Here is a 25,422-nt window from a genome sequence, read left to right as displayed (position 1 = left end):
TTCATCTTGAGCGCCAGGAGCGCGAGTAAGGAGTTTTTATGGCGGTTTTAATCACCGGAGGAGCCGGTTATATCGGTTCTCACACTGTTCTGGCTTTGTTAGAACATGGCGAAGATGTTGTAGTGTTAGATAATTTATCAAACTCTTCCGATGAGTCTCTGCGTCGCGTTGAGAAACTCGCGGGTAGAAGTGCTCAGTTCTACCAAGGCGATATCTTGGATGCTGAGTGTCTGCATCGCATCTTCGAGGCTCACGACATCTCGGCTGTGATCCATTTTGCTGGGCTAAAGGCTGTCGGAGAGTCGACGCGTAAGCCGCTCGAGTACTATCAGAACAATGTCACCGGCACGTTGGTATTGTTGGAGGAAATGCGTCGTGCGGGTGTGCACAAGTTTATCTTTAGTTCTTCTGCCACGGTGTACGGCACCCCAGAGCAAGTTCCTTTGACCGAGACGTCTCGCGTTGGCGGTACGACGAATCCTTACGGCACGTCGAAGCTGATGGTAGAACAAATTTTGCAAGATTTCGCTAAAGCAGAACCGCAATTCTCCATTACCGCCTTACGTTACTTCAACCCGGTTGGTGCGCACGAATCCGGCATGATTGGTGAAGATCCAAATGGTATTCCCAACAATCTGATGCCTTATATTGCTCAGGTGGCAATCGGAAAACTGGAGAAACTGTCTATTTTCGGTGACGACTATCCGACTAAGGATGGTACGGGGGTCAGAGATTATATTCATGTCATGGATTTGGCTGAAGGGCACCTCAAGGCGATTGAACACATCGATGAGCACAGAGGCTTTACAGTCTATAATCTGGGGACAGGGGTAGGATATTCGGTGTTGGAGATGCTCCATGCTTTTGAAAAGGCTTCAGGTCGCAACGTAGCTTACCAAATTGTACCACGCCGAGACGGCGACATTGCCGAATGCTGGTCCGCTCCAGGGTTGGCGTTCAAAGAATTGGGATGGAAGGCTACCCGTGATTTGGATGCCATGATGCGTGACGCGTGGAATTGGCAGAAGAACAACCCTCAGGGTTATCGCTAAAATAACACTGAATAGGCGTGATTTTTTATTACGCCTGTTTTATTTTCCTTATATGGCAACTTGTTTTTTACATTATATTTCAGTTAGACGTCTGTATTAACAATCTCATTATCACCATCAGAGTTATCCTATGTTAAATATCCCCAAATAAGTGATATCTTTAAAAAAATCATTTTATATCAATGAGATTAATTCTCGATGAGAGTAGCTATGCATGGTTTTTCACGTTGTTAACGCACATGCTTCATCATTAGCCTGCTATCATTGATGTGTCCCAACCAGGCCCTATGACACTTAACGATTTGATATGTTAGAGTAATGTTATGACTAGCACGGCCTCTAGGTAGAGGCTGTGTTCATGCTGGAGGATGCTTTAAAGGAATGAAGAAACTGTGCTATCCTGCAATGTCTTCAGTAGCGAACTATCTTAAGTTGATTTAGAGGGCGTTTAGACCCACTCAAATATAGTTCAATGTGAGGTGTTCTCGGCTTATTCAAAATGGCAGCAGCGCTAGGGAGACACTGGTTGGGTAGGATATTCCGAGTGAGTGAGTAGTCAAATGAAAGTAATTGATACAAAGATTGCCGGCGTCAAAGTGATTGAACCTAAGATTTTCGGTGATCAGCGTGGCTTCTTTTTCGAAACGTTCCAAAAGCAACGTTACCAAGAACTACTTGATATTGAACATGATTTTGTTCAAGACAACTATTCTCGTTCGACACGTGGCGTGCTGCGAGGTTTGCACTTTCAGACCTCTCGTCCCCAGGGGAAGCTGGTCTATACCCTAAGAGGGGAGGTCTATGATGTTGTGGTGGACATCCGTCCAAATTCACCTTCTTTCAAACAATGGTTAGGGATCAATCTATCTGAGGGTAACAAGAAGCAACTGTGGATCCCACCTGGCCTTGCACATGGTTTCTTGGTGTTGAGTGATGAAGTCGACTTTGCTTATAAATGCACCGATTACTATGATCCGAAGAACGAGCACTGCTTGAGTTGGAACGATCCTGAACTGGCGATTGAATGGCCTATAGAGCATCCCCAGCTTTCTGAGAAGGATCTTAAAGGCAAATTATTCAGCGAGCTTTTTTAAATGCGTATACTGGTAACTGGCGGCAATGGTCAACTAGGCCATTGCTTGGCGGATACATTGCCTGGCAATTGGCAGATCGTTAGCCTGGACCGCAGACAACTTGACATTGCTGATTGGCCTGCAGTGCAGCAAACTGTTGCGGAGTTGAATGTAGATTTCATTGTAAATGCAGCAGCTTATACGCTAGTGGATAAAGCTGAAGAAGAAATCATCGTTGCGGAGGCTGCAAATGTTATCGGTCCAGCTAATCTGGCTATGATTGCAGAGAGCCTAAGCATTCCACTGATTCATATTTCGACAGACTATGTTTTTAGCGGTGCAGAAGAGGGCGTTTCTTTGTGTGAAGATTCACCAACGGGGCCGCTAAATGTCTATGGTCAAACCAAACTGCTTGGCGAAAAAGCCGTACTAACCACGTGCTCACGCGCCGTGGTGATCCGCACATCCTGGTTATTCAGTGAGCATGGCACCTCTTTTGTGCATACCATGCTTAAATTAGGAAAGACACGTAAATCGCTTGCTATTATTAACGATCAGTTTGGTCGACCTACCTATGCTGGTGATTTAGCTAAATGTATTCTCACTATTATTAGCCAAGGGGTTAATGAACCCATGCTATATCATTTTTGCGGGGACAAGATTGTCTCGTGGTTTGAGTTTGCTGCGGAGATTTTTTCTTTAGCTAAGGTATTTGACGATAGTTATAGATTTATGGCTTTGTCTTCTATTAACAGTGAACAATATAAATGCGCAGCCAAAAGACCTAAGCATGCGATACTTAACTGCGAAAAAATATATCGTGAACGCGGGATCTGCAATAGCAACTGGCGAGTGAGCCTGGAAAAAGTAGTTCCAAAAATTATTGATCAGATGAATAATTAATATGAAGACATTGTTGAAAAATACAGGTTTGATTTTTAATCTTACCAAGCGGGATGTTGAAAGTCGCTATCGTGGGACTAGTCTTGGTATCGTATGGTCGCTGCTAAACCCTGTGATTATGCTTTCTATCTATAGCTTTATTTTTGGCTTTGTTTTTAAAGCCAAGTGGGGGCTGACAACGACAGAAAATTACACTTTGATTATGTTTACCGGTCTGCTGACACATGGTTTTATTGCCGAATGTCTTGGCAAGGCGACAACAATATATGTATATAATGTCAGCTATGTTAAAAAAGTTTTATTTCCTCTTGAATCCTTGTGCTGGGTGTCTGTTTTTGGCGCATTATTCCAATTCTTTATGGGATGCATTGTTTTTGCCATTTTTTGTATTTTACTAAAGCAACCTGTTAGTCTAATGGCATTATTAGTTCCTATTGTTATTCTTCCATTGATTTTATTATCATATAGCATTTCATTATTTTTGTCATCGCTAGGTGTTTATATTCGTGATATGGGGCAGGTTGTTTCAGTTATCATTGCCTTAATGTTATTTATGTCGCCTATATTTTATCCTGTTACTGCTGTTCCAGAACAATATCGTATGCTGATTTATATTAATCCGTTAACGTTTATTGTCGAAGCTTTACGTGATGTCGTCCTGTACGGAAAATTATTCAGTCTTGAAGGCTATGCACTCTATTGGGGTATCAGTATTGTGCTGTACGTATTAGCTATAACTTGGTTCAAAAAGGTAAAGAGAGGCTTTGCTGATGTCCTCTAATATTGTTATCTCTGCGCAAAATCTGCGTAAAGTTTATCAGATTTATTCCAGCCCGATGCAGCGCCTGGGAGCCTTGCTGGGGTATCGGGGGGCTAAGGGTAGGGAGTTTGTCGCTCTGGATTCCGTTAATTTCGAGATTAGAAAAGGTGAAACAGTCGGTATTATTGGTGTCAATGGTTCCGGTAAATCAACTCTGTTGCAAATGATCTGTGGAACTTTGGCGCCTACAAGCGGCAGCGTATTTACTAAAGGGCGTATTGCACCGTTGTTAGAGCTTGGCGCTGGGTTTAATCCAGAGTTCACAGGGCGTGAAAACGTTTACCTGAATGCATCTCTTCTGGGCTTAACGCGTAAAGAAATTACGGAGCGTTTCGATAAAATAGCTAGCTTTGCCGATATCGGTGAATTTCTCGAGCGGCCGGTTAAGACTTTTTCGAGTGGTATGTTTGCACGTTTAGCCTTTGCCACTGCCATTCATGTCGATCCTGAAATATTAATCGTAGATGAAATTCTTGCTGTTGGAGATTCACGCTTTCAGCGAAAATGTGTAAAGAAGTTTAATGAAATCAGAAATGATGGATGTACAATCCTGTTCGTTTCGCACGATGATTATCAGGTTCGAAATATCTGTAATAGTGCACTATACCTTGAAAAAGGTGTACAGCGTTATTTTGGAAATGCAGATGTTGCTGTTCAGCATTACCTTTCTGATATGCAGAAGAGTGTGATGGAGACTCAAGATGCCGAAAATAAAGCTATTGAAAATGAAATAAGTAGCAGATTGATAAAAATAGCTAATGTATCTCTTCTCGATCGGACTGGGAATTCAGTAACCGAGCTGGCTAGCGGTGACAATGTTAAACTGTCTTTCGATTACAAATATGAAGGAAGTGACGGGGAATTCGATGGGCTGACCTTTGTCTTTAATCTTTACCGTAAAGATGGGGTATATATCTGTGGGACGACTACAGCAATGCGTGGCTTAGAACCATTTTCCCTAAGTCGGGAAGGACGAGTGACTATTGATTTTCCCGCATTGAAGTTGTTGTCAGGTATTTATAACTGGCGAGTCGCTGTCAATGATCAAGATGGTATACAGATAATTAACGAAGCTGTACCGGTCTGTGAGTTTTCTGTAGCCGATAACTTCAGTGCCGTTGGAATTTATGATATTGAACATAGCTGGTCTGTGGTGGCCAAGGGGTAAGTATGGAACGGATTGAGAACGATCTTCTTAAGTTGCAGTTTTTAAGAGAAGAACATCACCAGCGTTATCAGTACGTTGCCAGTTTTGCCAAGGGAGTTGTGGTTGACTGTGCATGCGGTATCGGATATTCGGCACCTATCGTCTTGTCTAACCCTGCTGTAGTCAGTTACACAGGGTTGGATGTTGATCGAGAGGCAATCGCCTATGCACAAGAGCACAATACGACGGATTCTCGTTTTGAGTATGGTTCGATTTTAGCCTTGCCGTTCGATGATTGTAGCGTCGATACATTTATTTCCTTAGAAACGTTGGAGCATCTTGAGCAACCTGAATTAGCGATTGCAGAAGTCAAACGCGTGCTGAAACCAAATGGGATATTTATTTGCTCTGTGCCAACTAAAGATTACGAGAATTTTTGTGTCAGTTTGTATGGGCCCAACCCTTACCATATTCAAGCCTTCTCTTTAGAAGCTTTGAAAACATTGTTGCAAGCCCAATTTTCGCATGTTGATATTGCTGTTATCGCTCAAGAACTCGTCTCTATAGTGCATACATTTCAAGATCAAAAGATGCCGCCTGCGGTATTTAATGCAAAAAACAAGAACGTAATGAACGGTTCTTTCATTGCGATTTCATCTAATGTTGACGCTATTTATAATAAGAATACGCTATTTACAGGTATGAGTCGCATAGAATATGACCAAGAATTGGTCTCTCCATTGCGTCAAAGTTTGGAGTTTGCAGAACGCTTGGCTGAACAACGTTGGCAGTTGTTGCTTGAGGCTGAAAAAAGAATCAATGAAGTAACATATTATAAAGAACAGGCAGAGCGCATCTCTGAAGAAAGAATGCAAGCATTCAGGGACACGGAAGAGATGGTCCGTTCCCGAGATCAAGCTTTGTCTGAGGCAGAGCGGATTATTCAGATGCTTAAGGAACAGCTGGAAAGCGTTTCAAAGCAAAATTCGAACCAATAACTCTGTGAATGGATTATATCTACAATGATTGTCACGATTGCCGATAATATCGAAACCATTCTGGTCGATTTTTTTGATACTGTAGTCGAGCGTAGTTGCCACCCTGAAGTCGTGAAACGTAAATGGGCTGCCGCTCTCGTGGATTCATATCGTATTTGTCTATCCGTAGAGGATCTATATGCTCTACGTTTAAGAATCGAAGCGGGATTGTGCGCCAGTAGTCAAATGCAAGGCGATGACGCTGAATTCCGTTATGATGATATGTCGCTTGCCTTGTATTATGAACTTCAACGTGCGCAGATTGCGGCTCGATTGCCAGAAAGTGACACCTTCCTTGCTTTTTGCCGCGATCTAGAGTTGGCTATTGAGCTATCTGTGCAAAAACCAATAGTAGCAACGTTGGACATGCTGAGAGCTGAAAAAGCGAAAGGTAGACGTATTTATTTGGTTTCTGATTTTTATTTAGATCAACAATCAATTGTTTATTTTGCCAAATGTCATGGGTTTGATGATATTTTTGATGGATTCTTCGTTTCCAGCGAAAATAAGCGAACGAAGAAAGAAGGGCGAGCTTATGATGTGGTTATTGCAAGATTAGGTTTGAATGTTAAAAAGACGATTATGTTGGGCGACAATGCACACAGTGATGTTGCTATGTCGACAGCCAGGGGGCTGTTTGCGCATCATTTGCCTGTGGATCAACACCGATATGATGAGAGCCTACTGGCGGATCGTGAGCGCCTTGCGGTGGAGAACAAAGTTAATCGGGTGATCGCTGAAGATAATTTCAGCTTTAACTGGGTAAGTAGTGCAATTTATTTATTCACGCGTCGGCTCTATTGGTCTTTGGTGATAAACCAAGCTAAAAACGTTTATTTTTTTGCAAGGGAAGGCGAGTTTCTTCAAAAGGCGTTTGACAAATTTCAAGCTAGTTTGCCGAAAAATTTTTCGCGTATTACTAGTCATTATATGTATGTGTCGCGTCGAGCAACCTACTTGCCTTCATTGGGGCCTATGAGTGGCAGCACATTCAACAAGTTATTATATCAGTATGGTTCATGTAGCCTGGCTGCCTTTTTGAAAAGCATTAATCTCGATGATTATGTATCTGAGCTTAAAGTGCGTTTTCCTCAGGTGGATTTTGAAGAGCAGCATTTGAATATTGCTGGATTGCCGGCGTTTTCTGCGTTAATAGATGATGAATTCTTTAAGGCTATCTATGAACGCGAGCGCAAAGAACAGAATATCTATCTCAATGACTACTGTGACTCGTTGATGGCAGAAAAACATGATGAATGGGTTCATGTTGTTGATGTCGGCTGGAAGGGTAGTATTCAAGATAATTTGGTAAAAGCGACCCAGCGCAATATGTCTGGTTACTATTTCGGTATATTGGATGGGGCTGAAACCCATAAGAACAATATTAAAGAGGGGCTGCTGTTTGATCATCAGTGGGGGCAGCGCCTTGGTGATGATATGTTTAACGAGTTCCGTGCAGGTTTTGAAGTTTTTATGGGGGCCTCGCATGGCAGCCTAAAGAGATATGGTGTTGACATCGATAATTTTGTTTTCGACCATAACGACTCAGAGCTCGCTTTCTTCTATGAGCAAATAGCGCCATTCCAAGAGCGTGCATTGCATCAATTCAATGGTTTTTCAAAAATAGAGCGTGTTTATTCGCTATCTGATCATGAGATCAGCAAAGCGGTTAAAAAGTTTTACTTTCGTGGCGTGATGTTGCCGAGTCGGGTTGAACGTGAAAAATTTTCGTTGATCAAACACTATGAGAATTTTGGCGTATTCAACTTTAGCTCCTTTGGGCAGAGTAAACGTTCCCCCCTGTCTTATTTTAAGCGCTTGGTGAGAAATCCTCGACACACCATTGGTTCTGCTTGGTGGAAACCTCTGGATTTCCATGCAAATGGCGTATGGTATTTGAAATATCCTTATTTTTTGGTGAAAAAAATAAAGTTTAAAGGGGCTAAATAATGAGTAAAATTGCTTTTTTACTATGGAGTCCGGATATCAGTGGCGGCACTAATGTCATTTTTGAACATGCTACGCGTATGCGAAAGAATGGTGACGATATCACGATTATCACTGAGGATAAACCAAACAATAAGCGGTTAGAGTGGTTTCCAGGTGCAGAAAAACTGACTTGGATGGATTATGCTGAAGCTGCTGAAAAAAAGTTTGATCTGGTTATTGCGACTTGGTGGCGTACTGTATTTTATCTCAACAAAATCAATGCCAAGAAATATGCATTTTTTGTTCAATCCATCGAGTCGCGTTTCTATCCGGAAGATGAAGTGACTTTACGCACGCTTGTCGATCTGACTTATAGCTTGCATGTTAATTTTATCACTGAAGCGACATGGATTAAAGAATACCTTAAAGAACATTTTGACCAAGATGCGTTATTGGTCAGAAATGGAATTAGCAAGGCTTATTTTAATGATGAGATTAAACCAAAGGTGCCTCGAGCGTCTGAAAAGCTACGTGTATTAGTGGAAGGTCCGTTAAACGTCAGCTTTAAAAATACGGAACTTGCAGTTGAGTTGTGCCGGCAGTCTCGTGCTGATGAAGTCTGGTTTGTCACATCGACTGAAATTGGTGCTTACCCGAACGTTGATCGTCTGTTTAGCCGTGTGCCAATTTCTGAGATCGGTAGTATTTACGCCTCTTGCGATGTTTTGGTTAAACTTTCCACCGTTGAAGGAATGTTTGGCCCCCCGTTGGAGATTTATCATACTGGTGGCACCTCCATCAGTTATGATGTGACTGGTTACGACGAATATATTGAGCATAATGTCAATGGACTGGTGTCTTTCAGCCGCCAAAACCAGGAAATCATCGAGTTTATAAACCGCCTTAAGGATAACCCTGATGAGCTGGCTCAATTGAAAGCAAATGCTTTGGCTACCGCTGAAAAGTGGCCGGATTGGGAAAGCAGTTCCAAAGAGTTTTCAGCAGCGTGCGAGCAGCTTATTGCATCGGGAGTTATTACCTCGGTTACCTTACTTAAGGCGCAGACAGAGCGCTTTTGGCTCTTCTATGAGGAGTCATTGCGCCAGGCGCAGCAGGGGGGACAGGCGGGCATTCCCTCTCTAAATCGGTATGCACATTTTCGTCAGCGTGTTATCAATAAATTGCATCGCGACTACCCTACGATTTTTTCCTTGCTTCGGAAACTCAAATGGACGGTAAAATCTTATCTGCCGGGAGCTCGATGAGTGTTTGATTACGAAGTTGTGGTGTGTACTTACAACGGTGAACGCTACATTGTCGAGCAGCTTGCCTCAATTGTCGGCCAGACAATCTCTCCGCGGAGGATCATTGTCAGTGACGATGGTTCTACGGATAATACGCTGAAATTGATTGCTAATTTCGCTGCAACGACGTCAGTTCCGTTCGATGTGCAGCAGCGTGTTGCGGGCCCAAAAGGGCCCGCGCATAATTTCCTGCATGCGCTTTCTTTGACGACGGCAACGAACGTCTTTTTGAGCGATCAGGATGACGTTTGGGTAACTGATAAAATTGAATATTATCAGCGAGCGGTCAGCCAAATCGGCGATGAGTCCGTGCCGTTATTAATCTTTTCAGATGCTGAATTAGTTGACAGCGAACTTCGCTTCTTGAGCGCTTCTTTTTTACAGAATGAGCGACTTAATCCTGATCACCAGTTGGTGTTTCCTCGCTTGCTTTTCCAAAACTGTATCCAGGGTGCAACTGTGATGGTGAATCGATCACTGCTTAAGCATCTTCGCCCTAGCCAGCATATGTTGATGCATGATTGGTGGCTGGGTTTGCTGGCTACCACTTTTGGAAGGTTGGTGTTCCTTCCTGAACGATTGATAAAGTATCGGCAACATGCGAATAACGTGGTTGGCAGCAGTGGCTATGGATTGAAACGTATTCTGGCAAAATTTATGCGGCTGCCCTCAGTTGCGCATCAGAATCGGTTAGTGATTGAGCAGGCGATAAGTTTCTATGAGATATACGGTGGGGAACTCAAAAAAGAGGATAAGAAATTTTTGGAGAGGATGTTAAGATCCCGACGTTTTGTGCTTTGGCAGCTTTTCTTGCTAAAATGTGGGGTTGCAAGAACAACCATTACGAGAACTATTTCCTTGTATTTCTTATATTAGAGTTTTTATGCCTGAATCTTTAGTTGAGCCATGTCGGTGCTTCATTTCAGTTATATCTCACGGTCATGGCAACATGATCATTGATGAGGGATGTCTAAAACTGCTGGCCTCAAACAACTACATTGTCGTTTTGAAAGATAACAAGCCACAGCGTGAACTTCAGGAATATTGTCAGGAGTCTGGCATTCATTATCTTGTTGATCAGCCTATGGGGTTTGGCGCAAACAATAACTATATTTTCACTTGGTGCCAGCAAGAGTTAGGAATGCGTGATGGGGATCGCTTTTTGGTGCTTAACCCTGATGTTTTTATCGAACCATCTGTGCTGGCAGCACTGCTGTTGCACGCGGAACAAAACACATACTCGCTAGTTGCGATCAATCTCTTCAACGATAAAAATTTTACTATTTATGACAAAGGGATAAGGCATTTCCCAACCATTAGCAGCTTTGCGGTTTCATTCTTGCTGCAGAAAAATAAGTCTATCTACGATAAAGACAAAATTACTCAGGATACGGAAGTTGAATGGGCAGCAGGCTCGTTTTTACTGTTTACTGCCAAATGCTATCGAGAGCTGGGCGGATTTGATACGCGCTACTACATGTACTGTGAAGATCTTGACATTTGCTGGCGAGCGAGGCGGGAGTTAGGGATAAACGTTGTTTATTTGCCTCAATTTAAAGCATTGCATCTTGCTCAAATGCGTAGTCGCTCACTTTTTTCTAAACATTTTATCTGGCACGTTACCAGCGCTTTGCGTTTTTGCTTGAAACAAGCGTTGAATAGATAAAATTGTCTTATCAACCCTCAGAGAGTGTCGACCTATCGCACCAATCACTACCCACCCGGCTCAATCCTGAGTTAACATGTGTGCCACATCACAAAACCTGCTGGCCAACGTTGCCGGCAGGGTCATCCTCAGACAGGAGTTCCTAAATGTCCAAGCAACAAATCGGCGTTGTCGGCATGGCGGTAATGGGCCGCAACCTCGCGCTGAACATCGAGAGCCGTGGTTACACCGTTTCCATTTTCAACCGTTCTGGCGACAAAACTGACGAAGTGATCGCTGAGAACCCGGGCAAGAATCTGGCGCCGTATTATACCGTTGAAGAGTTTGTCGAATCGCTGGAAAAACCGCGCCGCATCCTGCTGATGGTGAAAGCGGGCGAAGCAACGGATAAAACCATTGCCTCGCTGACTCCGCACCTGGACAAGGGCGATATCCTGATCGACGGCGGCAACACCTACTATCAGGACACCATCCGTCGTAACCGCGAACTGTCCGACCAGGGTTTCAACTTCATCGGTACCGGCGTTTCCGGCGGTGAAGAGGGCGCGCTGAAAGGGCCTTCCATCATGCCTGGCGGCCAGAAAGAAGCTTACGAGCTGGTGGCGCCGATCCTGGAGAAAATCGCTGCGGTTGCCGAAGGCGAGCCTTGCGTGACCTACATCGGCGCAGACGGTGCCGGCCACTATGTGAAGATGGTGCACAACGGCATCGAATACGGCGACATGCAGCTGATTGCCGAAGCCTATTCCCTGCTGAAGCAGGCGCTGAACCTGAGCAACGAGCAACTGGCCGAAACCTTCGCCGAGTGGAACAAGGGCGAACTGAACAGCTACCTGATCGACATCACCAAAGACATCTTCACCAAGAAAGACGAAGAGGGCAAATACCTGGTCGATGTGATCCTGGACGAAGCCGCCAACAAAGGCACCGGCAAGTGGACCAGCCAGAGCTCGCTGGATCTGGGCGAACCGCTGTCGCTGATCACCGAGTCGGTGTTTGCGCGCTATCTGTCCTCGCTGAAAGACCAGCGCGTTGCCGCGTCTAAAGTGCTGACCGGCCCGAAAGTGGCGCCGTTCACCGGCGACAAAGCCGAATTCATCGAGAAAGTGCGTCGCGCGCTGTATCTGGGTAAGATCGTGTCCTACGCGCAGGGCTTCTCTCAGCTGAAAGCCGCGTCTAAAGAAAACAACTGGGATCTGCACTACGGCGAAATCGCCAAGATCTTCCGCGCCGGCTGCATCATCCGCGCCCAGTTCCTGCAGAAGATCACCGACGCTTACGCGGCGGATGCCGATATCGCCAACCTGCTGCTGGCGCCATACTTCAAGCAAATCGCCGACGAGTACCAGCAGGCGCTGCGTGACGTGGTGGCCTATGCCGTGCAGAACGGTATTCCTACGCCGACCTTCTCCGCTGCGATCGCCTACTACGACAGCTACCGCTCCGCGGTGCTGCCGGCGAACCTGATCCAGGCGCAGCGCGACTACTTCGGTGCGCACACCTATAAACGCATCGACAAGGAAGGCGTGTTCCATACCGAATGGATGGAATAAGCCCGCCCGTTGAGCGATAAAAAAAGCCGCCGAGGTTAACGCCCGGCGGCTTTTTTATTGGGCGCGAGTTAGCGTCACGCTTTTTTCTGATGCCGTTCGCGCAGCCGGCCGATCACCGCGCTCAGGTCCAGATCCTGGTCCTGCAGCAGCACCAGCAGGTGATAGATCAGATCCGAGGCCTCGTTGGTCAGCTCTTCGCGATCGTTGACCGTGGCGGCCAGCGCGGTTTCCACGCCTTCTTCCCCGACCTTCTGCGCAATGCGCTTGGTGCCGCTGGCATACAGGCTGGCAGTATACGAGCTGTCCGGGCTGGCGTGCTTGCGCTCCGCCAACAGCTGCTCCAGCTGATAGAGGAACGTCCAGTCGCTGGCGGCCGGGTGGAAGCAGCTGCTGTTCCCGAGGTGGCAGGTCGGGCCGATCGGGTTGGCCAATACCAGCAGCGTGTCGTTATCGCAGTCCGGCGTGATGCTGACCACCTTGAGGAAGTGGCCGGAGCTTTCACCCTTGGTCCACAGGCGCTGCTTGGTGCGCGAGAAGAAGGTGACGTTGCCGCTCTGCTCGGTGGCCGTCAGCGCTTCCGGCGTCATGTAACCCAGCATCAGCACTTCGCCGGAAACGGCGTGCTGCACGATGGCCGGCATCAGGCCGTCGGTTTTTTCCCAGTCCAGCTGGTTGTTCTGTTGTTCTGTCAGCACACGCGAATCTCCACGCCTTGTTCAACCAGGAACCTTTTCAGCTCGCCGATATTGATGATTTGTTTGTGGAACACCGACGCCGCCAGCGCGCCGTCGACGTCCGCATCGCGGAACGCTTCCAGGAAGTGCTCCATGGTGCCCGCGCCGCCCGAGGCGATCAGCGGCACCTTGCAGGCCTCGCGCACCCGGCGCAGCTGCTGCAGATCGTAACCGTTGCGCACGCCGTCCTGGTTCATCATGTTCAGCACGATCTCACCGGCGCCGCGGCGCTGCACTTCCTGTACCCAGTCGAGGGTTTCCCACTGGGTGATGCGGGTGCGGCTCTCGTCGCCGGTATATTGGTTGACGTGATACTTGCCGGTTTCACTGTCGAACCAGGTGTCGATGCCCACGACGATGCACTGCACGCCGAAGCGTTCCGCCAGGCGGCTAATCAGCTCGGGATCGGCCAGCGCCGGCGAGTTGATCGAAATCTTGTCGGCGCCGAAAGACAGGATCTGGCTGGCGTCCTCGGCGCTTTTAATGCCGCCGGCGACGCAGAACGGAATATCAATCACCTCCGCCACGCGCGATACCCAGCTTTTGTCCACCACTCGGCCGTCGCTCGAGGCGGTGATATCGTAAAACACCAGCTCGTCCGCACCTTCTTGCGCATAGCGCTGCGCCAGCGGCACGATGTCGCCGATGATTTCGTGGTTGCGGAACTGCACGCCTTTCACCACTTGCCCGTCTTTAACATCCAGGCACGGGATTATCCGTTTTGCCAGCATGCGATCGCCTCCTCAACGCTAAATTTACCTTCCAGCAGGGCGCGCCCCACGATCACGCCGGCAACGCCGCTGCCGCGCAGCTGGGCGATGTCGTCCAGATTGCCGATGCCGCCCGAGGCCTGGAAGGCCACCTGCGGATAACGGCGGCTGATCGCCTGATACAGCGCCACGTTGGAACCGGCCAGCGTGCCGTCGCGCGAAATGTCGGTGCACAGCACGTGCTTCAGCCCGTAGGGCAGGAACTGCTCCACCACCTGTTCCAGCGTGGCGTCGGAATCCTCCTGCCAGCCGCTGATGGCCACGCGTTTCACGCCCTGCGCGTCGATGCGCACGTCCAGCGCCAGCACCAGCGCGTCGGCGCCGTAGCGCTCGAACCAGCTCTGCACCAATTGCGGCTGTTTCACCGCGGTGGAGCCGATCACCACGCGCGTGGCACCGGCCTCCAGCAGGGCGCTGACGTCTCGCTCGTTGCGGATGCCGCCGCCGACCTGCACCGGCACGTTAACCCCCGCCAGCAGTTTGCGCAGCAGCGGGATCTGGCGCGCCGCCGGATCCTTGGCGCCGGTCAGATCGACCAGGTGCAGCACCTGCGCGCCCTGTTGTTGATAGTCCTGCAGGCGTAACAGCGGATCGTTGCCGTAGTCGCGCTGTTGGCCGTAATCGCCCTGATGCAAACGCACCACCTTGCCGTCGATCAAATCCAAAGCCGGAATAATCATGCTGCCTACATCTCCAGAAAGTTTTTCAACAGTTGTGCGCCGGCCGCTCCAGAACGTTCTGGATGAAACTGCACGCCGAAGAAGTTGTCTTTTTGCACGGCGGCGGTGAAGGGCTCGCCGTAGTTCGCCTGGGCGATGGTGCTGGGGCATATCGGCATCGCATAGCTGTGAACGAAATAGAAGTAGGCGCCGTCATCGATGCCGCGGAACAGATGGTGGCCCGCCTGCGCGGACACCTGATTCCAGCCCATGTGCGGCAGCGGCAGGCCAAAGTCGGTCATCTGCTTCACCGGCGTATCGATGAGGCCGAGCGTGGTCACGCCGCCGTTCTCTTCGCTGCTGGCCGCCAGCAGCTGCATGCCGAGGCAGATGCCCAGCACCGGCTGCGTGCAGGCCTTGATCAGCTCGATCAGATCCCGTTCGCGCAGTTGATCCATCGCCGCCTGCGCGGTGCCGACGCCCGGCAGGAACAGCTTGTCGGCGCGCAGCACAATCTCCGGATCGCGGCTCACCTCCGGCTGGTAACCCAGGCGCCGCACCGCGTAGGTGACGGAGGCCAGGTTGGCGCAGCCGGTATCCAAAATCACCACGTTCATCACAGCACTCCTTTCGAACTCGGCAGGGTATTGCCCTCGACGCGGATCGCCTGGCGCAGCGTGCGGCCAAACACTTTGAACAGGCTCTCGACCCGGTGGTGGTCGTTTTTGCCCTTGGTCTTCAGGTGCAGCGTGCAGCCCATGGTGTAAGAGAGCGAACGGAAGAAGTGCTCGACCATTTCGGTGCTGAGATCGCCGACGCGCTGATAGTTGAACTCGGCCTTGTATTCCAGGTGCGGGCGGCCGGAAATATCCAGCGCGCAGCGCGCCAGGCACTCGTCCATCGGCAGCACGAAGCCGAAGCGGGCGATGCCGCGCTTGTCGCCAAGCGCCTTGTTCAGCGCTTCACCCAGCGCCAGACCGGTGTCTTCCACCGTGTGGTGATCGTCGATATACAGATCGCCTTTGACGTCGATCTCCATGCGGAAGCCGCCGTGGGTGGCGATCTGATCCAGCATGTGATCGAAGAAGCCGACGCCGGTTTTGATCTTGCTGCCGCCTTCGCGATCCAGCCAGACGTTGACGTCGATCTGCGTCTCTTTGGTCACGCGGTTAACCCGCGCGTGGCGGTCGCGCAGGGTCAGCTGGCGCACGATCTCTTTCCAGCCCAGCACGCCGCGCTGGTAGCGCAGCCCCTGGATGCCCATGTTTTCCGCCAGCTGCACGTCGGTCGGCCGATCGCCGATCACGTAGCTGTGGGCGGCATTCAGCACGCCGGGTTCGAGGTAGCCCTTCACCAGCGCGGTTTTCGGCTTGCGGCAGTCGCAGTTGTCCGCCGGCAGGTGCGGGCAGATCAGCACATCGGCGAACTGAATGCCCTGCGAGCTGAGGATCTGCATCATCAGGTTGTGCGGCGGATCGAAGGTTTCCTGCGGGAAACTGGCGGTGCCGAGCCCATCCTGATTGGTGATCATCACCAGCTGATACCCCGCCTGTTGCAGCGCCAGCAGGGAAGGGATCACGTCCGGCTCGAGCGCCAGCTTGTCCAGGCGGTCAACCTGGAAATCTTCCGGTGGCTCGGCGATCAGCGTGCCGTCACGATCGATAAAGAGGATTTTTTGGCTCACATTGGCTCCTGGCGAGTCTGGTTGGCGCCGGGCAGGGCGGACAAGGCGTCCACCACGCGTTGACATTCGTCGCGGGTGCCTATGGTGATGCGCAGGCAGCCGGACAACCCGGGCTGTTTGTTTTGGTCTCGTAAGATAATGCCCTGATCCCACAAGCTTTTAAACACATTACTTGAGGCGGTGAAGCGGGCCAGCAGGTAATTGCTGTCGCTGGCGAAAACCTGCTCGACGCAGGCGCATTTTTCCAGCTGTTGCTGCAGCCAGCTGCGGGTGGCGGCGATGTCGGTGACGCGCTGACGCATGGTGCGGATACCTTCTTCGCTCAGCGCCTGCGCGGCGATATCCGCCACCGGCGTCGAGAGCGGGTAAGGCGCGATCACCTTCAGCAGCAGGGCGATCAGATCTTCGTTGGCGAGCGTAAAGCCGCAGCGCAGGCCGGCCAGCGCAAAGGCCTTCGACAGCGTGCGCAGGATAGCCAGGTGCGGATAGTCGCTCAGCCACCCGGCCACCGAGGCCTGCGGGCAAAACTCGATATAGGCTTCGTCCACCGCGACGATCGCCTTGCCTTTGGTCAGCTCCAGCAGGTTGCGCAGAGAGTCCGGATCGATCAGGTTGCCGGTCGGGTTGTTCGGGCTGCAGACGTAGATCAGCTTCACGTTGTCCATGCTGTCTGCGATGGCCGGCAGATCCAGCTGCCAGTCTTCTTTGGCGGCTACGGTGCGGCGCTCCACGCCGAAGGTTTCGGCGCTGACGGCGTACATGCCGTAGGTCGGCGGGCAGAACAAGATGGCGTCTTTACCCGGCTCGCAGAAGGCGCGGATCAGCAGCTCGATGCCTTCATCGGCGCCGCGGCTGACCAGCACCTGCTCTTTCTTCACCCCGGCGTAGGCGGCGTAGCGTTCGATCACCAACGCCGGCTGGCACTCCGGATAGCGGTTGAAGGTTTGCGCGGTCAGCTGGAACTCGGGCGCGATCGGGTATTCGTTGGCGTTGAGCCACACATCGCCCTTACCGCCGAGGCGGCGCGCCGATTGATAAGGGGTCAGCTCGCGAACGTTGGCGCGCGCCAGTTTTTCGATGCTCATGCTTGCTCCTTCAGGGCGGCGACGCGCAGGGTCACGGCGTTCTTGTGGGCGATCAGCTGCTCGGCGGCAGCCAGCGTCTCGATGGTGGCGGCCAGGTTGCTGAAGCCCTGCGGTGTCAGCTCCTGCACCGTCATGCGTTTTTGAAAATCGGCCAGCCCCAGGCTGGAGCAGGTGGCGGTGTAGCCGTAGGTCGGCAGCACGTGGTTGGTGCCGGAGGCGTAATCGCCGGCGGACTCCGGCGACCAGTCGCCGAGGAACACCGAGCCGGCGCTGGTGATGCCGTCTACCAGCTCGCGCGCATTGCGGGTCTGAATGATCAGGTGCTCCGGGCCGTAGCGGTTGCTGATGGCCACGCACTCAGGCAGATCGCGCGCTACGATCAGGCGGCTGCTCGCCAGCGCCTGGCGGGCGGTCTCGGCGCGCGGCAGCTCGGCCAGCTGGCTTTCCACCGCTTCGGCCACTGCCTGCGCCATTGCCGCGTCCGGCGTCAGCAGGATCACCTGCGAATCCGGGCCGTGTTCGGCCTGCGACAGCAGATCGGAAGCGACGAACGCCGGGGTGGCGCCGGCGTCGGCGATCACCAGCACCTCCGAAGGCCCGGCCGGCATGTCGATAGCCGCGCCGTCGAGACGCTGGCTGACCTGTCGCTTGGCTTCGGTCACGAAGGCGTTGCCCGGCCCGAAGATTTTCGCCACGCGCGGCACGCTTTCGGTGCCGAACGCCAGGGCGGCGATCGCCTGCGCGCCCCCGACCTGAAACACTTCCTGCACGCCGCACAGCTGCGCCGCATACAGGATCTCATCGGCGATCGGCGGCGGCGAGCACAGCACCACCCGGCGGCAACCGGCGATGCGCGCCGGCGTCGCCAGCATCAGCACGGTGGAGAACAGCGGCGCCGACCCGCCGGGAATATACAGGCCCACCGAGTCGATTGGGCGGGTCACCTGCTGGCAGCGCACGCCCGGCTGGGTTTCGACGTCCACCGCTGGCAGTCGCTGCGCGTTGTGGAAGGTGTCCACGTTGGCGACGGCCACCGCCATCGCCTGTTTGATGTCATCGCCCAGCCGCGCGCAGGCGGCGGCGATCTGCTCGGCGCTGACGCGCAGCGCGGCGACGTCCGCCTTGTCGAAGCGGGCGCTGTAGTCGCGCAGCGCCCGATCGCCGTTGGCCTTCACGTTGTCGAGGATCTCGCTCACCGTGCGGGTGATGCTGTCGGAAGCGGCGATTGCCGGGCGCATCAGCAGCTCGGCCTGGCGTTCGGCGCTGCACGTTGCCCAATCGATCGGCGTGTTGAAGGTCGACATGGCGTTACTCCATCATCTTTTCAATCGGCAGCACCAGAATCGAGCTGGCGCCGAGCGCTTTCAGTTTTTCCATGGTTTCCCAGAACAGGGTTTCGCTGCTCACCATGTGCATCGCCACGCGGTTCTGCGCGCCGGCCAGCGGCAGAATGGTCGGGCGTTCGGCGCCCGGCAGCAGCGCGACGATCTCGTCCAGCTTTTCGCTCGGCGCGTGCAGCATGATGTATTTGGATTCACGCGCCTGGATCACGCCCTGAATGCGGGTCATCAGGCGGTCGATCAGCTGCTGTTTGGCTTCCGGCATTTCGCCGTCGCGCTGGATCAGGCAGGCCTTGGAGCGGTAGATGACTTCCACTTCGCGCAGGCCGTTGGCCTCCAGCGTGGCGCCGGTAGAGACCAGATCGCAGATGGCATCGGCCAGGCCGGCGCGCGGCGCCACTTCCACCGAGCCGTTCAGCAGGCAAGATTTGAAGCGTACGCCCTGCTTATCGAGGTATTGCTTCAGCAGGTGCGGGTAAGAGGTAGCGATGCGGGCGTCCTGCAGGCTTTGCGGGCCGGCGTATTCGGCGTCGAGCGGGGTGGCCAGCGACAGGCGGCAGCCGCCGAAATCGAGGCGGCGCAGGGTGAAGTAACGCGGGTCTTCGCCCTGAGCGCGGCGGCTGAGCAGCTCTTCTTCCAGCACGTTTTCGCCGATGATGCCCAGATCGACCACGCCGTCCATCACCAGGCCCGGAATGTCGTCGTCGCGCACGCGCAGGATATCGATCGGCATGTTTTCCGCGAAGGCGATCAGACGCTGCTGCTGCAGGTTGATCTTGATGCCGCAGCGCGCCAGCAGTTCCTGGGATTCCTCGCTCAGGCGGCCCGACTTCTGCATTGCGATCCGTAAACGTGTCTTGTCCAGCATGGTAACCTCTATTTTAATCTGTAATTTTATGAATTTGTTGTAAAAACTATTCTTTTTGTCTGTCCGGAGCCAAAAAAAAACCCTCGGAAGAAATCTTCCGAGGGCTCTCTCTTGCGTTCTGCGCGCCACTGGAAGATTAACAAACCGTCTTCCAGCACTCATCGCCTGAAAGACTAGTCAGGGTGATGGTGATGATGGTGGTTGAACTGAACGCGTGTCATGGTGTTTTTCTCTAATCAAAAGCCGGTAAAAACCGTATGCCAATTAAGCTAAACTATCCGCTGTCCACCGCGCAACCCTTTTTTAACGTCATAAATTTAATTTATTGAAACAGGTTAGGTTATTAGCCACACACGGCTTTACCTAACCTTAAGCCGGGCAGATTGTATCGCCGTGCACAGTGGCGTAGCCTTAGGGGCAGGGCGCTGCGATCTTCAGGAGAGGAAGAGGATGAAAAAGGTAGCCATTATTGGTTTGGGTTGGCTGGGCATGCCGTTGGCGCTGTCGCTGATGGGGCGCGGGTATGACGTGGTCGGCAGCAAAACCACGCCGGACGGCGTCGAGGCCGCGCGCATGAGCGGCATCGAATGCTATCAACTGGAGCTGACGCCGGAGCTGGAGTGCGATCCGGACGATCTGGAATCGCTGCTGCGCGTGGATGCGCTGGTGGTGACGCTGCCCGCGCGCCGCACCGTCGAAGGCAGCGAGAACTATTTCAATGCGGTGCGCATGCTGGTGGACAGCGCGATGGCCTTCGGCGTGCCGCGGGTGATCTTTACCAGTTCCACCTCGGTGTACGGCGAAACCGCCGGCACGCTGCGCGAAGAGTCGCCGCTGCGGCCGGTCTCGCCCTCGGGCCGGGTGCTGGCCGAGCTGGAGCGCTGGCTGCATGAATTGCCGAACACCTCGGTGGACATTCTGCGGCTGGCGGGGCTGGTGGGCGCCGACCGCCACCCCGGCCGCTTCCTGGCGGGCAAACTCGACGTGAAGGGCGGTTCGCAGGGGGTGAATCTGGTGCATCAGGACGACGTCATCGCCGCCATCCAACTGCTGCTGAAGCTGCCGAAGGGCGGCCATGTGTACAATCTGTGCGCGCCGCATCATCCGGCCAAACGCGAATTTTATCCGGCGCTGGCCGAGCAGCTGCACCTGGAGCCGCCGCAGTTCGCCGACGAAGCGGAGCAGGATGAGCGACTGGTGGACGGCAACCGCATCTGCAACGAGCTGGGTTTTGAGTACCAGTATCCCGATCCGGCGCGCATGCCGGTCAGCTAACGTCCGTCAGGCCCCGCGCATGCGGGGCTTTTTTTTCGCCGGCGCGCGCCAAATCCTCCAGCAGCGCGTTCAACGCCTCGTCGGGCTGGACGGGGCGGCTGACCAGGCTAAGCGTGGCGCGGTAAGAGAGCGCCGTGCCGCCCAGCTGCCGCAGTAGCCCCTGTTCCACCCAGCGCGCCGCGTAGTGGGTAGGCAGATAGCCGAGACAGGTGCCGCTCAGCACCAGATGGGCGACGCTTTCCATATGGTGGGCCACCGCCGCCAGGTGAGGCGGCGCGATCGGGCACAGCTGCTGCGCCAGCAGGTAGCCGCGCTTGACCCAGCGCGCGTTTTCAATCTGCTCGCGCTCCGGTTCTTCCACCGTGAACAGCGGGTGATCCGCGCTGCAGTAGATCGCCTGCGTCTCCTCCAGCCACGGCTGATAACGCAACGCCTCCAGCTGCTGGCCAAAGTAGCCGATGCCCAGATCGAGCTGCCGGTGCAGCAGCCCTTGCTCAATCTCGTTCGGCGAACAGATGCGGCACTGCAATTGCACGTCCTGGTGGCGGCGCTGGAAATGTTTGATGGCCTGGCTGAACGGATTGCCCGGCAGCGAAACCAGATTATCCACCAGACCGATCTGCAGATCGCCGGTCAGCAGGCCGTTCAGCGACTGGCTGACTCGGGTGAAGTCGCGGGCGGCGTTGAACAGCGAGCGGCAGGCGATCAGCATGCGTTCGCCCTTGGGCGTCAGCCGGAAGCCGGAGCGGCCGCGCTGGCACAGGCGAAAACCCAGCCGGGTTTCCAGCGAGGCCAGGTGAGTGCTGATGGTGGACTGGTTCATCAGCAGCGCTTCCTGCGCGGCGCTGACGCCCTGAGCTTCTGCCACCGCGACGAACACCCGCAGCAGTTTCAGATCGATATCGCTTAGGTTGGTGAGCATCGTCCCCTCCGCAGAACGTCGGCCGGTTAACCCATTTTTAACATCGAGAAAATAGGTGCGGCGCTGAAGATATGGCCTCCCTTATGGCATGAAGTTGAAATAAAAATCAATACTTCAATAGGTTAGTTACATCGCGTTTTTCGATGTTTACATGCAAAAGCGGGAATGGTAGCCGGGGTGGCCAGCGGGGTAGTCTGCGAATGTTGCTCAAATGTTTCAATTCATCGCAGATCAAGACAAGGAAACGCCATGCTGAACCAACCCCAAAGCGGTAACGATATGCCGCGCTTTGCCGGTATCCCCACCATGATGCGCCTGCCCGCCGCCGAACAGGCGTGCGGTCTGGACGCCGCCTTTGTCGGCATTCCGCTGGATATCGGCACCTCCAACCGCAGCGGCACCCGCTATGGCCCGCGCCAGATCCGCCAGGAATCGGTGATGATCCGCCCCTACAACATGGGCACCGGCTCCGCCCCGTTCGAACGGCTGCAGGTGGCCGATCTGGGGGATGTCGCCATCAACCCTTACAGCCTGGCGGACAGCGTGCAGCGCATCGAGGCGGCTTACCACGAGATCCTGGCGCACGGCTGCATGCCGTTGACGCTCGGCGGCGACCACACGCTGACGCTGCCGGTGCTGCGCGCCGTCGCCCGTCGGCATGGCCCGGTCGGGCTGATCCACGTCGATGCGCATTCCGACACCAACGAGGAGATGTTCGGCGAACAGCTGGCGCACGGCACCACCTTCCGCCGCGCGTTCGAGGAGGGGCTGCTGGCGCCGGAAAAGGTGGTGCAGATTGGCCTGCGCGGCAGCGGCTATGCGGCGGACGACTTCGACTGGTCACGGCGCCAGGGCTTTCACGTGGTGCCGGCCGAGGCCTGCTGGCACCGATCGCTGACGCCGCTGATGGCGGAGATCCGCGAACAGATGGGCGATGCGCCGGTTTACCTCAGCTTCGATATCGACGGGCTGGATCCGGCCTTCGCGCCGGGCACCGGCACGCCGGAGGTCGGCGGGCTGTCGGTCTGGCAGGGGCTGGAGATCGTGCGCGGCTGCCACGGGCTGAACCTGGTGGGCGGCGATGTGGTGGAAGTGTCGCCGCCTTACGATCGCTCCGGCAACACGGCGCTGCTGGCTGCCAACCTGCTGTTTGAAATGTTGTGCGTGCTGCCGGCCCGCTGAGGCGGCGCACTGACCCTACCGGCGGAGCGGTTGCGTCGGGGCCCCTGATAACAATAACAACGGAGTGGAGGTACCCATGAATCTCGATCTGCTGGTCGTGGTGTTTTACTTTCTGGTGATAGGCGCGGTGGGGTGGATGGGCATTCGCCGCGCCAATTCCAAAGAGGCGTATCTGGTCGCCGGGCGCAACCTGGGGCCGGGGCTGTATCTGGGCACGCTGTCGGCGGTGGTGCTCGGCGGCGCGTCGACCATCGGCAGCGTCAAGCTCGGCTACACCTACGGCATCTCCGGCGTCTGGCTGTGCGGCGCGCTGGGGCTGGGCATCGTGGTGTTGAGCCTGGTGCTGGCCAAGCCGCTGCTCAAGCTGAAGCTGTATACCGTCAGCCAGGTGTTGTCGCGGCGCTATCATCCGGCGGCGCGGGTTACCAGCGGCGCGATCATGCTGGCGTATGATCTGATGGTGGCGGTGACTTCGATCATCGCCATCGGCAGCGTGATGCAGGTGATGTTCGGCCTGTCGTTCAGCGCGTCTATCCTGCTCGGCGGCGGGCTAGTGGTGCTGTATTCGACGCTGGGGGGCATGTGGTCGCTGACGCTGACCGACATCATTCAGTTCATCATCATGACCGTCGGCATGATGCTGGTGCTGATGCCGATGAGCATCGTCAAGGCCGGCGGCTGGGAGGCGTTCACCAGCCTGCTGCCCGCCGGTTACTACCAGCTGTCGTCGATCGGGCTGGACACCATTCTGGTGTTCTTCCTGATCTACTTCTTCGGCATTCTGATCGGCCAGGACATTTGGCAGCGGGTATTTACCGCCCGCAGCGCCAACGTGGCGCGCTTCGCCGGGCTGGGGGCGGGCGTCTACTGCGTGCTGTACGGCGTGACCGGCGCGCTGATCGGCATGGCCGGCAAGATCGTGCTGCCGTCGCTCAGCAACACCGACGGCTCCTTCGCCGCTATCGCGCAGGCGGTGTTGCCGGTCGGCGTCAGCGGGCTGGTGGCCGCCGCGGCGTTGGCGGCGCTGATGTCCACCGCCAGCGCCTGCCTGCTGGCCTCTTCCACCATCGCGCTGGAGGACGTATTGCCGGCCATCCGGCGCAAACCTTCCGGCGGGTTGGCCGCCGGGCGCTTCACCACGCTCCTCATGGGCGCGGTCATGCTGGGGCTGGCATTCGTGGTGCGCGACGTGCTGGCGGCGCTGACCCTGGCTTACAACCTGTTGGTGGGCGGCATGCTGATCCCGCTGGTGGGGGCGATCTTCTGGCCGCGCGCCACCAGCGCCGGCGCCATCGCCAGCATGCTGACCGGCAGCCTGTGCGTGGTGGGGCTGATGGTCTGGCACGGCATCGACGCCAACAGCCCAATCTACGGCGGCCTGCTGGGCGGCGGCGTCGCCTTCGTGCTGGGCAGCCTGTTGAGCCGCCCGGCAGCGCAGCTGCAGACCCAAACCGAGCGCTGAAACGCACTGAGCTTTTATCGCGGCGCCTTTGCTGCTTTACTGGAGGGCGGGGCGCACGGCTCCCGAATGGGTTTAACGGCGGTCGTAAGGAGATTGGGAGTGAAGGAAAAAATCAGCGTCGCATGCTGCCAGTTAGCGTTGCGGGTCGGGGAAGCGGAACATAATCGGGCGCTGTCCGCCCAGGCTACCCGCCGGGCGGCGCAGCGCGGCGCCAACGTTATCGTGCTGCCGGAGCTGGTGAACAGCGGCTACGTGCTGCGCGATAAGGCGGAGGCGCGGGCGTTGGCCGAGGCTGAAGACGGGCCTAGCCTCAGCCTGTGGGGAGCCCTGGCGCGCGAGTTGGATGTGGCGATCGTCGCCGGTTTCTGCGAGCGCCTGCCCGATGGCGAGGTGGCCAACAGCGCGGCATTGATCGATGCGCAGGGGGTGAGGGCGATTTATCGCAAAGCGCACCTGTGGCATGAAGAGAGCACCATCTTTACCGCCGGCGATCGGCCGCCGCCGGTCGTCGAGACCCGCTTTGGCCGGTTGGCGGTGATGATCTGTTACGATCTCGAATTCCCTGAGTGGGTACGGCTGCCGGCGCTGGCCGGCGCTCAGCTGCTGTGCGCGCCGGTCAACTGGCCGCTGGCACCGCGCCCGCAGGGCGAACGGCCGGCGGAAATGGTGAAGGCGCAGGCCAACGCCGCCGTCAATCGGCTGTTCATCGCGGTGTGCGATCGTTGCGAAACGGAGCGCGGCGTTGCGTGGATCGGCGGCTCGGTGATCGTCGACGCCGACGGCTATCCATTGACGCAGAGCCTGGCAGGCGAAGGCATGGTGCTGGCATCGATGGATATCGGCTCGGCCGATGACAAGCACATCGGCCGCCACAATCACGTGCATCGCGATCGGCGGCCGATGCTGTATTGAAGCGGCGTGGCGGGCCGCTCCGCAGATCGTTTCTCCGGCGGGAAA

The 25,422-nt window shown here is 54.5% G+C and carries 25 protein-coding genes and 1 other annotated feature; of the genes, 15 read left to right on the top strand and 10 right to left on the bottom strand.

The features are described 5' to 3' along the window. The first annotated feature begins 38 nt into the window (after positions 1–38). The 11 genes from galE to gndA all read left to right on the top strand — a co-directional run bounded on the left by galE (position 39) and on the right by gndA (position 12,484). Positions 39–1,052 (top strand): UDP-glucose 4-epimerase GalE, encoded by a 1,014-nt coding sequence (gene galE / locus ACF8MC_RS17415; protein WP_033646759.1) that lies wholly within the window; start codon positions 39–41, stop codon positions 1,050–1,052. Positions 1,053–1,612: 560 nt separating this feature from the next. Further along, the gene (gene rfbC, locus ACF8MC_RS17410; protein WP_033646757.1) at positions 1,613–2,146 is read left to right on the top strand and encodes a dTDP-4-dehydrorhamnose 3,5-epimerase; all 534 of its coding nucleotides are present in this window, start codon (positions 1,613–1,615) and stop codon (positions 2,144–2,146) included. After that, positions 2,147–3,028: a dTDP-4-dehydrorhamnose reductase gene (rfbD, locus tag ACF8MC_RS17405; RefSeq protein WP_033646754.1), complete on the top strand. Its 882-nt coding sequence runs from the start codon at positions 2,147–2,149 to the stop codon at positions 3,026–3,028. It begins immediately after the preceding gene. Position 3,029: 1 nt separating this feature from the next. Further along, complete coding sequence (locus tag ACF8MC_RS17400; protein ID WP_164104737.1) at positions 3,030–3,809, top strand: ABC transporter permease; 780 nt, start codon at positions 3,030–3,032, stop codon at positions 3,807–3,809. Beyond that, entirely contained in the window at positions 3,799–5,016 is a 1,218-nt protein-coding gene (locus tag ACF8MC_RS17395; RefSeq protein ID WP_033646749.1) for an ABC transporter ATP-binding protein, read from the top strand. Before ACF8MC_RS17400 ends, ACF8MC_RS17395 begins: the two co-directional genes overlap by 11 nt. Before the next feature lie 2 nt (positions 5,017–5,018). Beyond that, positions 5,019–5,993, top strand: a complete 975-nt coding sequence (locus ACF8MC_RS17390; RefSeq protein WP_052210560.1) for a methyltransferase domain-containing protein — start codon at positions 5,019–5,021, stop codon at positions 5,991–5,993. 24 nt (positions 5,994–6,017) lie between these two features. Then, complete coding sequence (locus ACF8MC_RS17385; protein ID WP_164104738.1) at positions 6,018–7,982, top strand: HAD family hydrolase; 1,965 nt, start codon at positions 6,018–6,020, stop codon at positions 7,980–7,982. Then, complete coding sequence (locus ACF8MC_RS17380) at positions 7,982–9,226, top strand: glycosyltransferase family 4 protein (protein ID WP_033646744.1); 1,245 nt, start codon at positions 7,982–7,984, stop codon at positions 9,224–9,226. Before ACF8MC_RS17385 ends, ACF8MC_RS17380 begins: the two co-directional genes overlap by 1 nt. Beyond that, positions 9,227–10,141: a glycosyltransferase family 2 protein gene (locus tag ACF8MC_RS17375; RefSeq protein WP_050438915.1), complete on the top strand. Its 915-nt coding sequence runs from the start codon at positions 9,227–9,229 to the stop codon at positions 10,139–10,141. Between the two features lie 73 nt (positions 10,142–10,214). Beyond that, on the top strand, positions 10,215–10,931 hold the full coding sequence (locus ACF8MC_RS17370; protein WP_080281272.1) for a glycosyltransferase family 2 protein: 717 nt from the start codon (positions 10,215–10,217) through the stop codon (positions 10,929–10,931). 146 nt (positions 10,932–11,077) lie between these two features. Next, entirely contained in the window at positions 11,078–12,484 is a 1,407-nt protein-coding gene (gene gndA, locus ACF8MC_RS17365; RefSeq protein WP_004938815.1) for an NADP-dependent phosphogluconate dehydrogenase, read from the top strand. Positions 12,485–12,558: 74 nt separating this feature from the next. Here the strand turns inward: gndA and hisIE are convergent, their stop codons facing one another. The 9 genes from hisIE to hisL form a co-directional block, all read right to left on the bottom strand. Continuing rightward, positions 12,559–13,179, bottom strand: coding sequence for a bifunctional phosphoribosyl-AMP cyclohydrolase/phosphoribosyl-ATP diphosphatase HisIE (hisIE, locus tag ACF8MC_RS17360; protein WP_060418367.1), 621 nt, complete (start codon positions 13,177–13,179; stop codon positions 12,559–12,561). Then, a complete protein-coding gene (gene hisF, locus ACF8MC_RS17355) occupies positions 13,173–13,949 on the bottom strand; it encodes an imidazole glycerol phosphate synthase subunit HisF (RefSeq protein ID WP_033637764.1) in 777 nt (258 codons plus the stop codon). Before hisF ends, hisIE begins: the two co-directional genes overlap by 7 nt. Continuing rightward, complete coding sequence (gene hisA, locus ACF8MC_RS17350) at positions 13,931–14,668, bottom strand: 1-(5-phosphoribosyl)-5-[(5-phosphoribosylamino)methylideneamino]imidazole-4-carboxamide isomerase (protein WP_041034250.1); 738 nt, start codon at positions 14,666–14,668, stop codon at positions 13,931–13,933. The genes hisF and hisA overlap by 19 nt, the downstream gene beginning before the upstream one ends. Before the next feature lie 5 nt (positions 14,669–14,673). Beyond that, entirely contained in the window at positions 14,674–15,264 is a 591-nt protein-coding gene (gene hisH / locus ACF8MC_RS17345; RefSeq protein WP_033637766.1) for an imidazole glycerol phosphate synthase subunit HisH, read from the bottom strand. Further along, entirely contained in the window at positions 15,264–16,331 is a 1,068-nt protein-coding gene (gene hisB / locus ACF8MC_RS17340) for a bifunctional histidinol-phosphatase/imidazoleglycerol-phosphate dehydratase HisB (protein WP_033637767.1), read from the bottom strand. The genes hisH and hisB overlap by 1 nt, the downstream gene beginning before the upstream one ends. After that, positions 16,328–17,416, bottom strand: coding sequence for a histidinol-phosphate transaminase (hisC, locus tag ACF8MC_RS17335; RefSeq protein WP_164104739.1), 1,089 nt, complete (start codon positions 17,414–17,416; stop codon positions 16,328–16,330). Before hisC ends, hisB begins: the two co-directional genes overlap by 4 nt. Continuing rightward, a complete protein-coding gene (gene hisD, locus ACF8MC_RS17330; protein WP_060419856.1) occupies positions 17,413–18,720 on the bottom strand; it encodes a histidinol dehydrogenase in 1,308 nt (435 codons plus the stop codon). Before hisD ends, hisC begins: the two co-directional genes overlap by 4 nt. Positions 18,721–18,724: 4 nt before the next feature. Further along, complete coding sequence (hisG, locus tag ACF8MC_RS17325) at positions 18,725–19,624, bottom strand: ATP phosphoribosyltransferase (protein WP_033637770.1); 900 nt, start codon at positions 19,622–19,624, stop codon at positions 18,725–18,727. Between the two features lie 71 nt (positions 19,625–19,695). Next, positions 19,696–19,822 (bottom strand) — a sequence feature (His leader region). Beyond that, complete coding sequence (gene hisL / locus ACF8MC_RS17320; protein WP_100396937.1) at positions 19,798–19,845, bottom strand: his operon leader peptide; 48 nt, start codon at positions 19,843–19,845, stop codon at positions 19,798–19,800. (Overlaps the previous feature by 25 nt.) 229 nt (positions 19,846–20,074) lie before the next feature. Here hisL and ACF8MC_RS17315 point away from each other — a divergent pair, with 229 nt between their 5' ends. Beyond that, on the top strand, positions 20,075–20,899 hold the full coding sequence (locus ACF8MC_RS17315; RefSeq protein WP_033654614.1) for an SDR family oxidoreductase: 825 nt from the start codon (positions 20,075–20,077) through the stop codon (positions 20,897–20,899). Here the strand turns inward: ACF8MC_RS17315 and ACF8MC_RS17310 are convergent. Beyond that, positions 20,892–21,821 (bottom strand): LysR family transcriptional regulator, encoded by a 930-nt coding sequence (locus ACF8MC_RS17310; RefSeq protein WP_048321390.1) that lies wholly within the window; start codon positions 21,819–21,821, stop codon positions 20,892–20,894. The genes ACF8MC_RS17315 and ACF8MC_RS17310 overlap by 8 nt on opposite strands. A 249-nt stretch (positions 21,822–22,070) precedes the next feature. Here ACF8MC_RS17310 and speB point away from each other — a divergent pair, with 249 nt between their 5' ends. The 3 genes from speB (at position 22,071) to ACF8MC_RS17295 (ending at position 25,377) form a co-directional block, all read left to right on the top strand. Further along, the gene (gene speB / locus ACF8MC_RS17305; RefSeq protein ID WP_164104740.1) at positions 22,071–23,003 is read left to right on the top strand and encodes an agmatinase; all 933 of its coding nucleotides are present in this window, start codon (positions 22,071–22,073) and stop codon (positions 23,001–23,003) included. A gap of 76 nt (positions 23,004–23,079) precedes the next feature. Beyond that, positions 23,080–24,465 carry a sodium:solute symporter gene (locus ACF8MC_RS17300; protein WP_164104741.1) on the top strand — a complete coding sequence of 462 codons (1,386 nt, stop codon included), beginning with the start codon at positions 23,080–23,082 and terminating at the stop codon, positions 24,463–24,465. A 99-nt stretch (positions 24,466–24,564) separates the two neighbouring features. Then, positions 24,565–25,377 carry a nitrilase-related carbon-nitrogen hydrolase gene (locus ACF8MC_RS17295; RefSeq protein WP_225845457.1) on the top strand — a complete coding sequence of 271 codons (813 nt, stop codon included), beginning with the start codon at positions 24,565–24,567 and terminating at the stop codon, positions 25,375–25,377. The last annotated feature ends 45 nt before the right edge of the window (positions 25,378–25,422 follow it).

The organism is Serratia sp. LACPHL-BACT-2024-00286 (genome assembly GCF_043109535.1).
Taxonomy (GTDB): domain Bacteria; phylum Pseudomonadota; class Gammaproteobacteria; order Enterobacterales; family Enterobacteriaceae; genus Serratia; species Serratia sarumanii.
The sequence above is the reverse complement of the archived record's forward strand: the minus strand, read 5'-3'. Positions and strand labels throughout refer to the sequence as shown.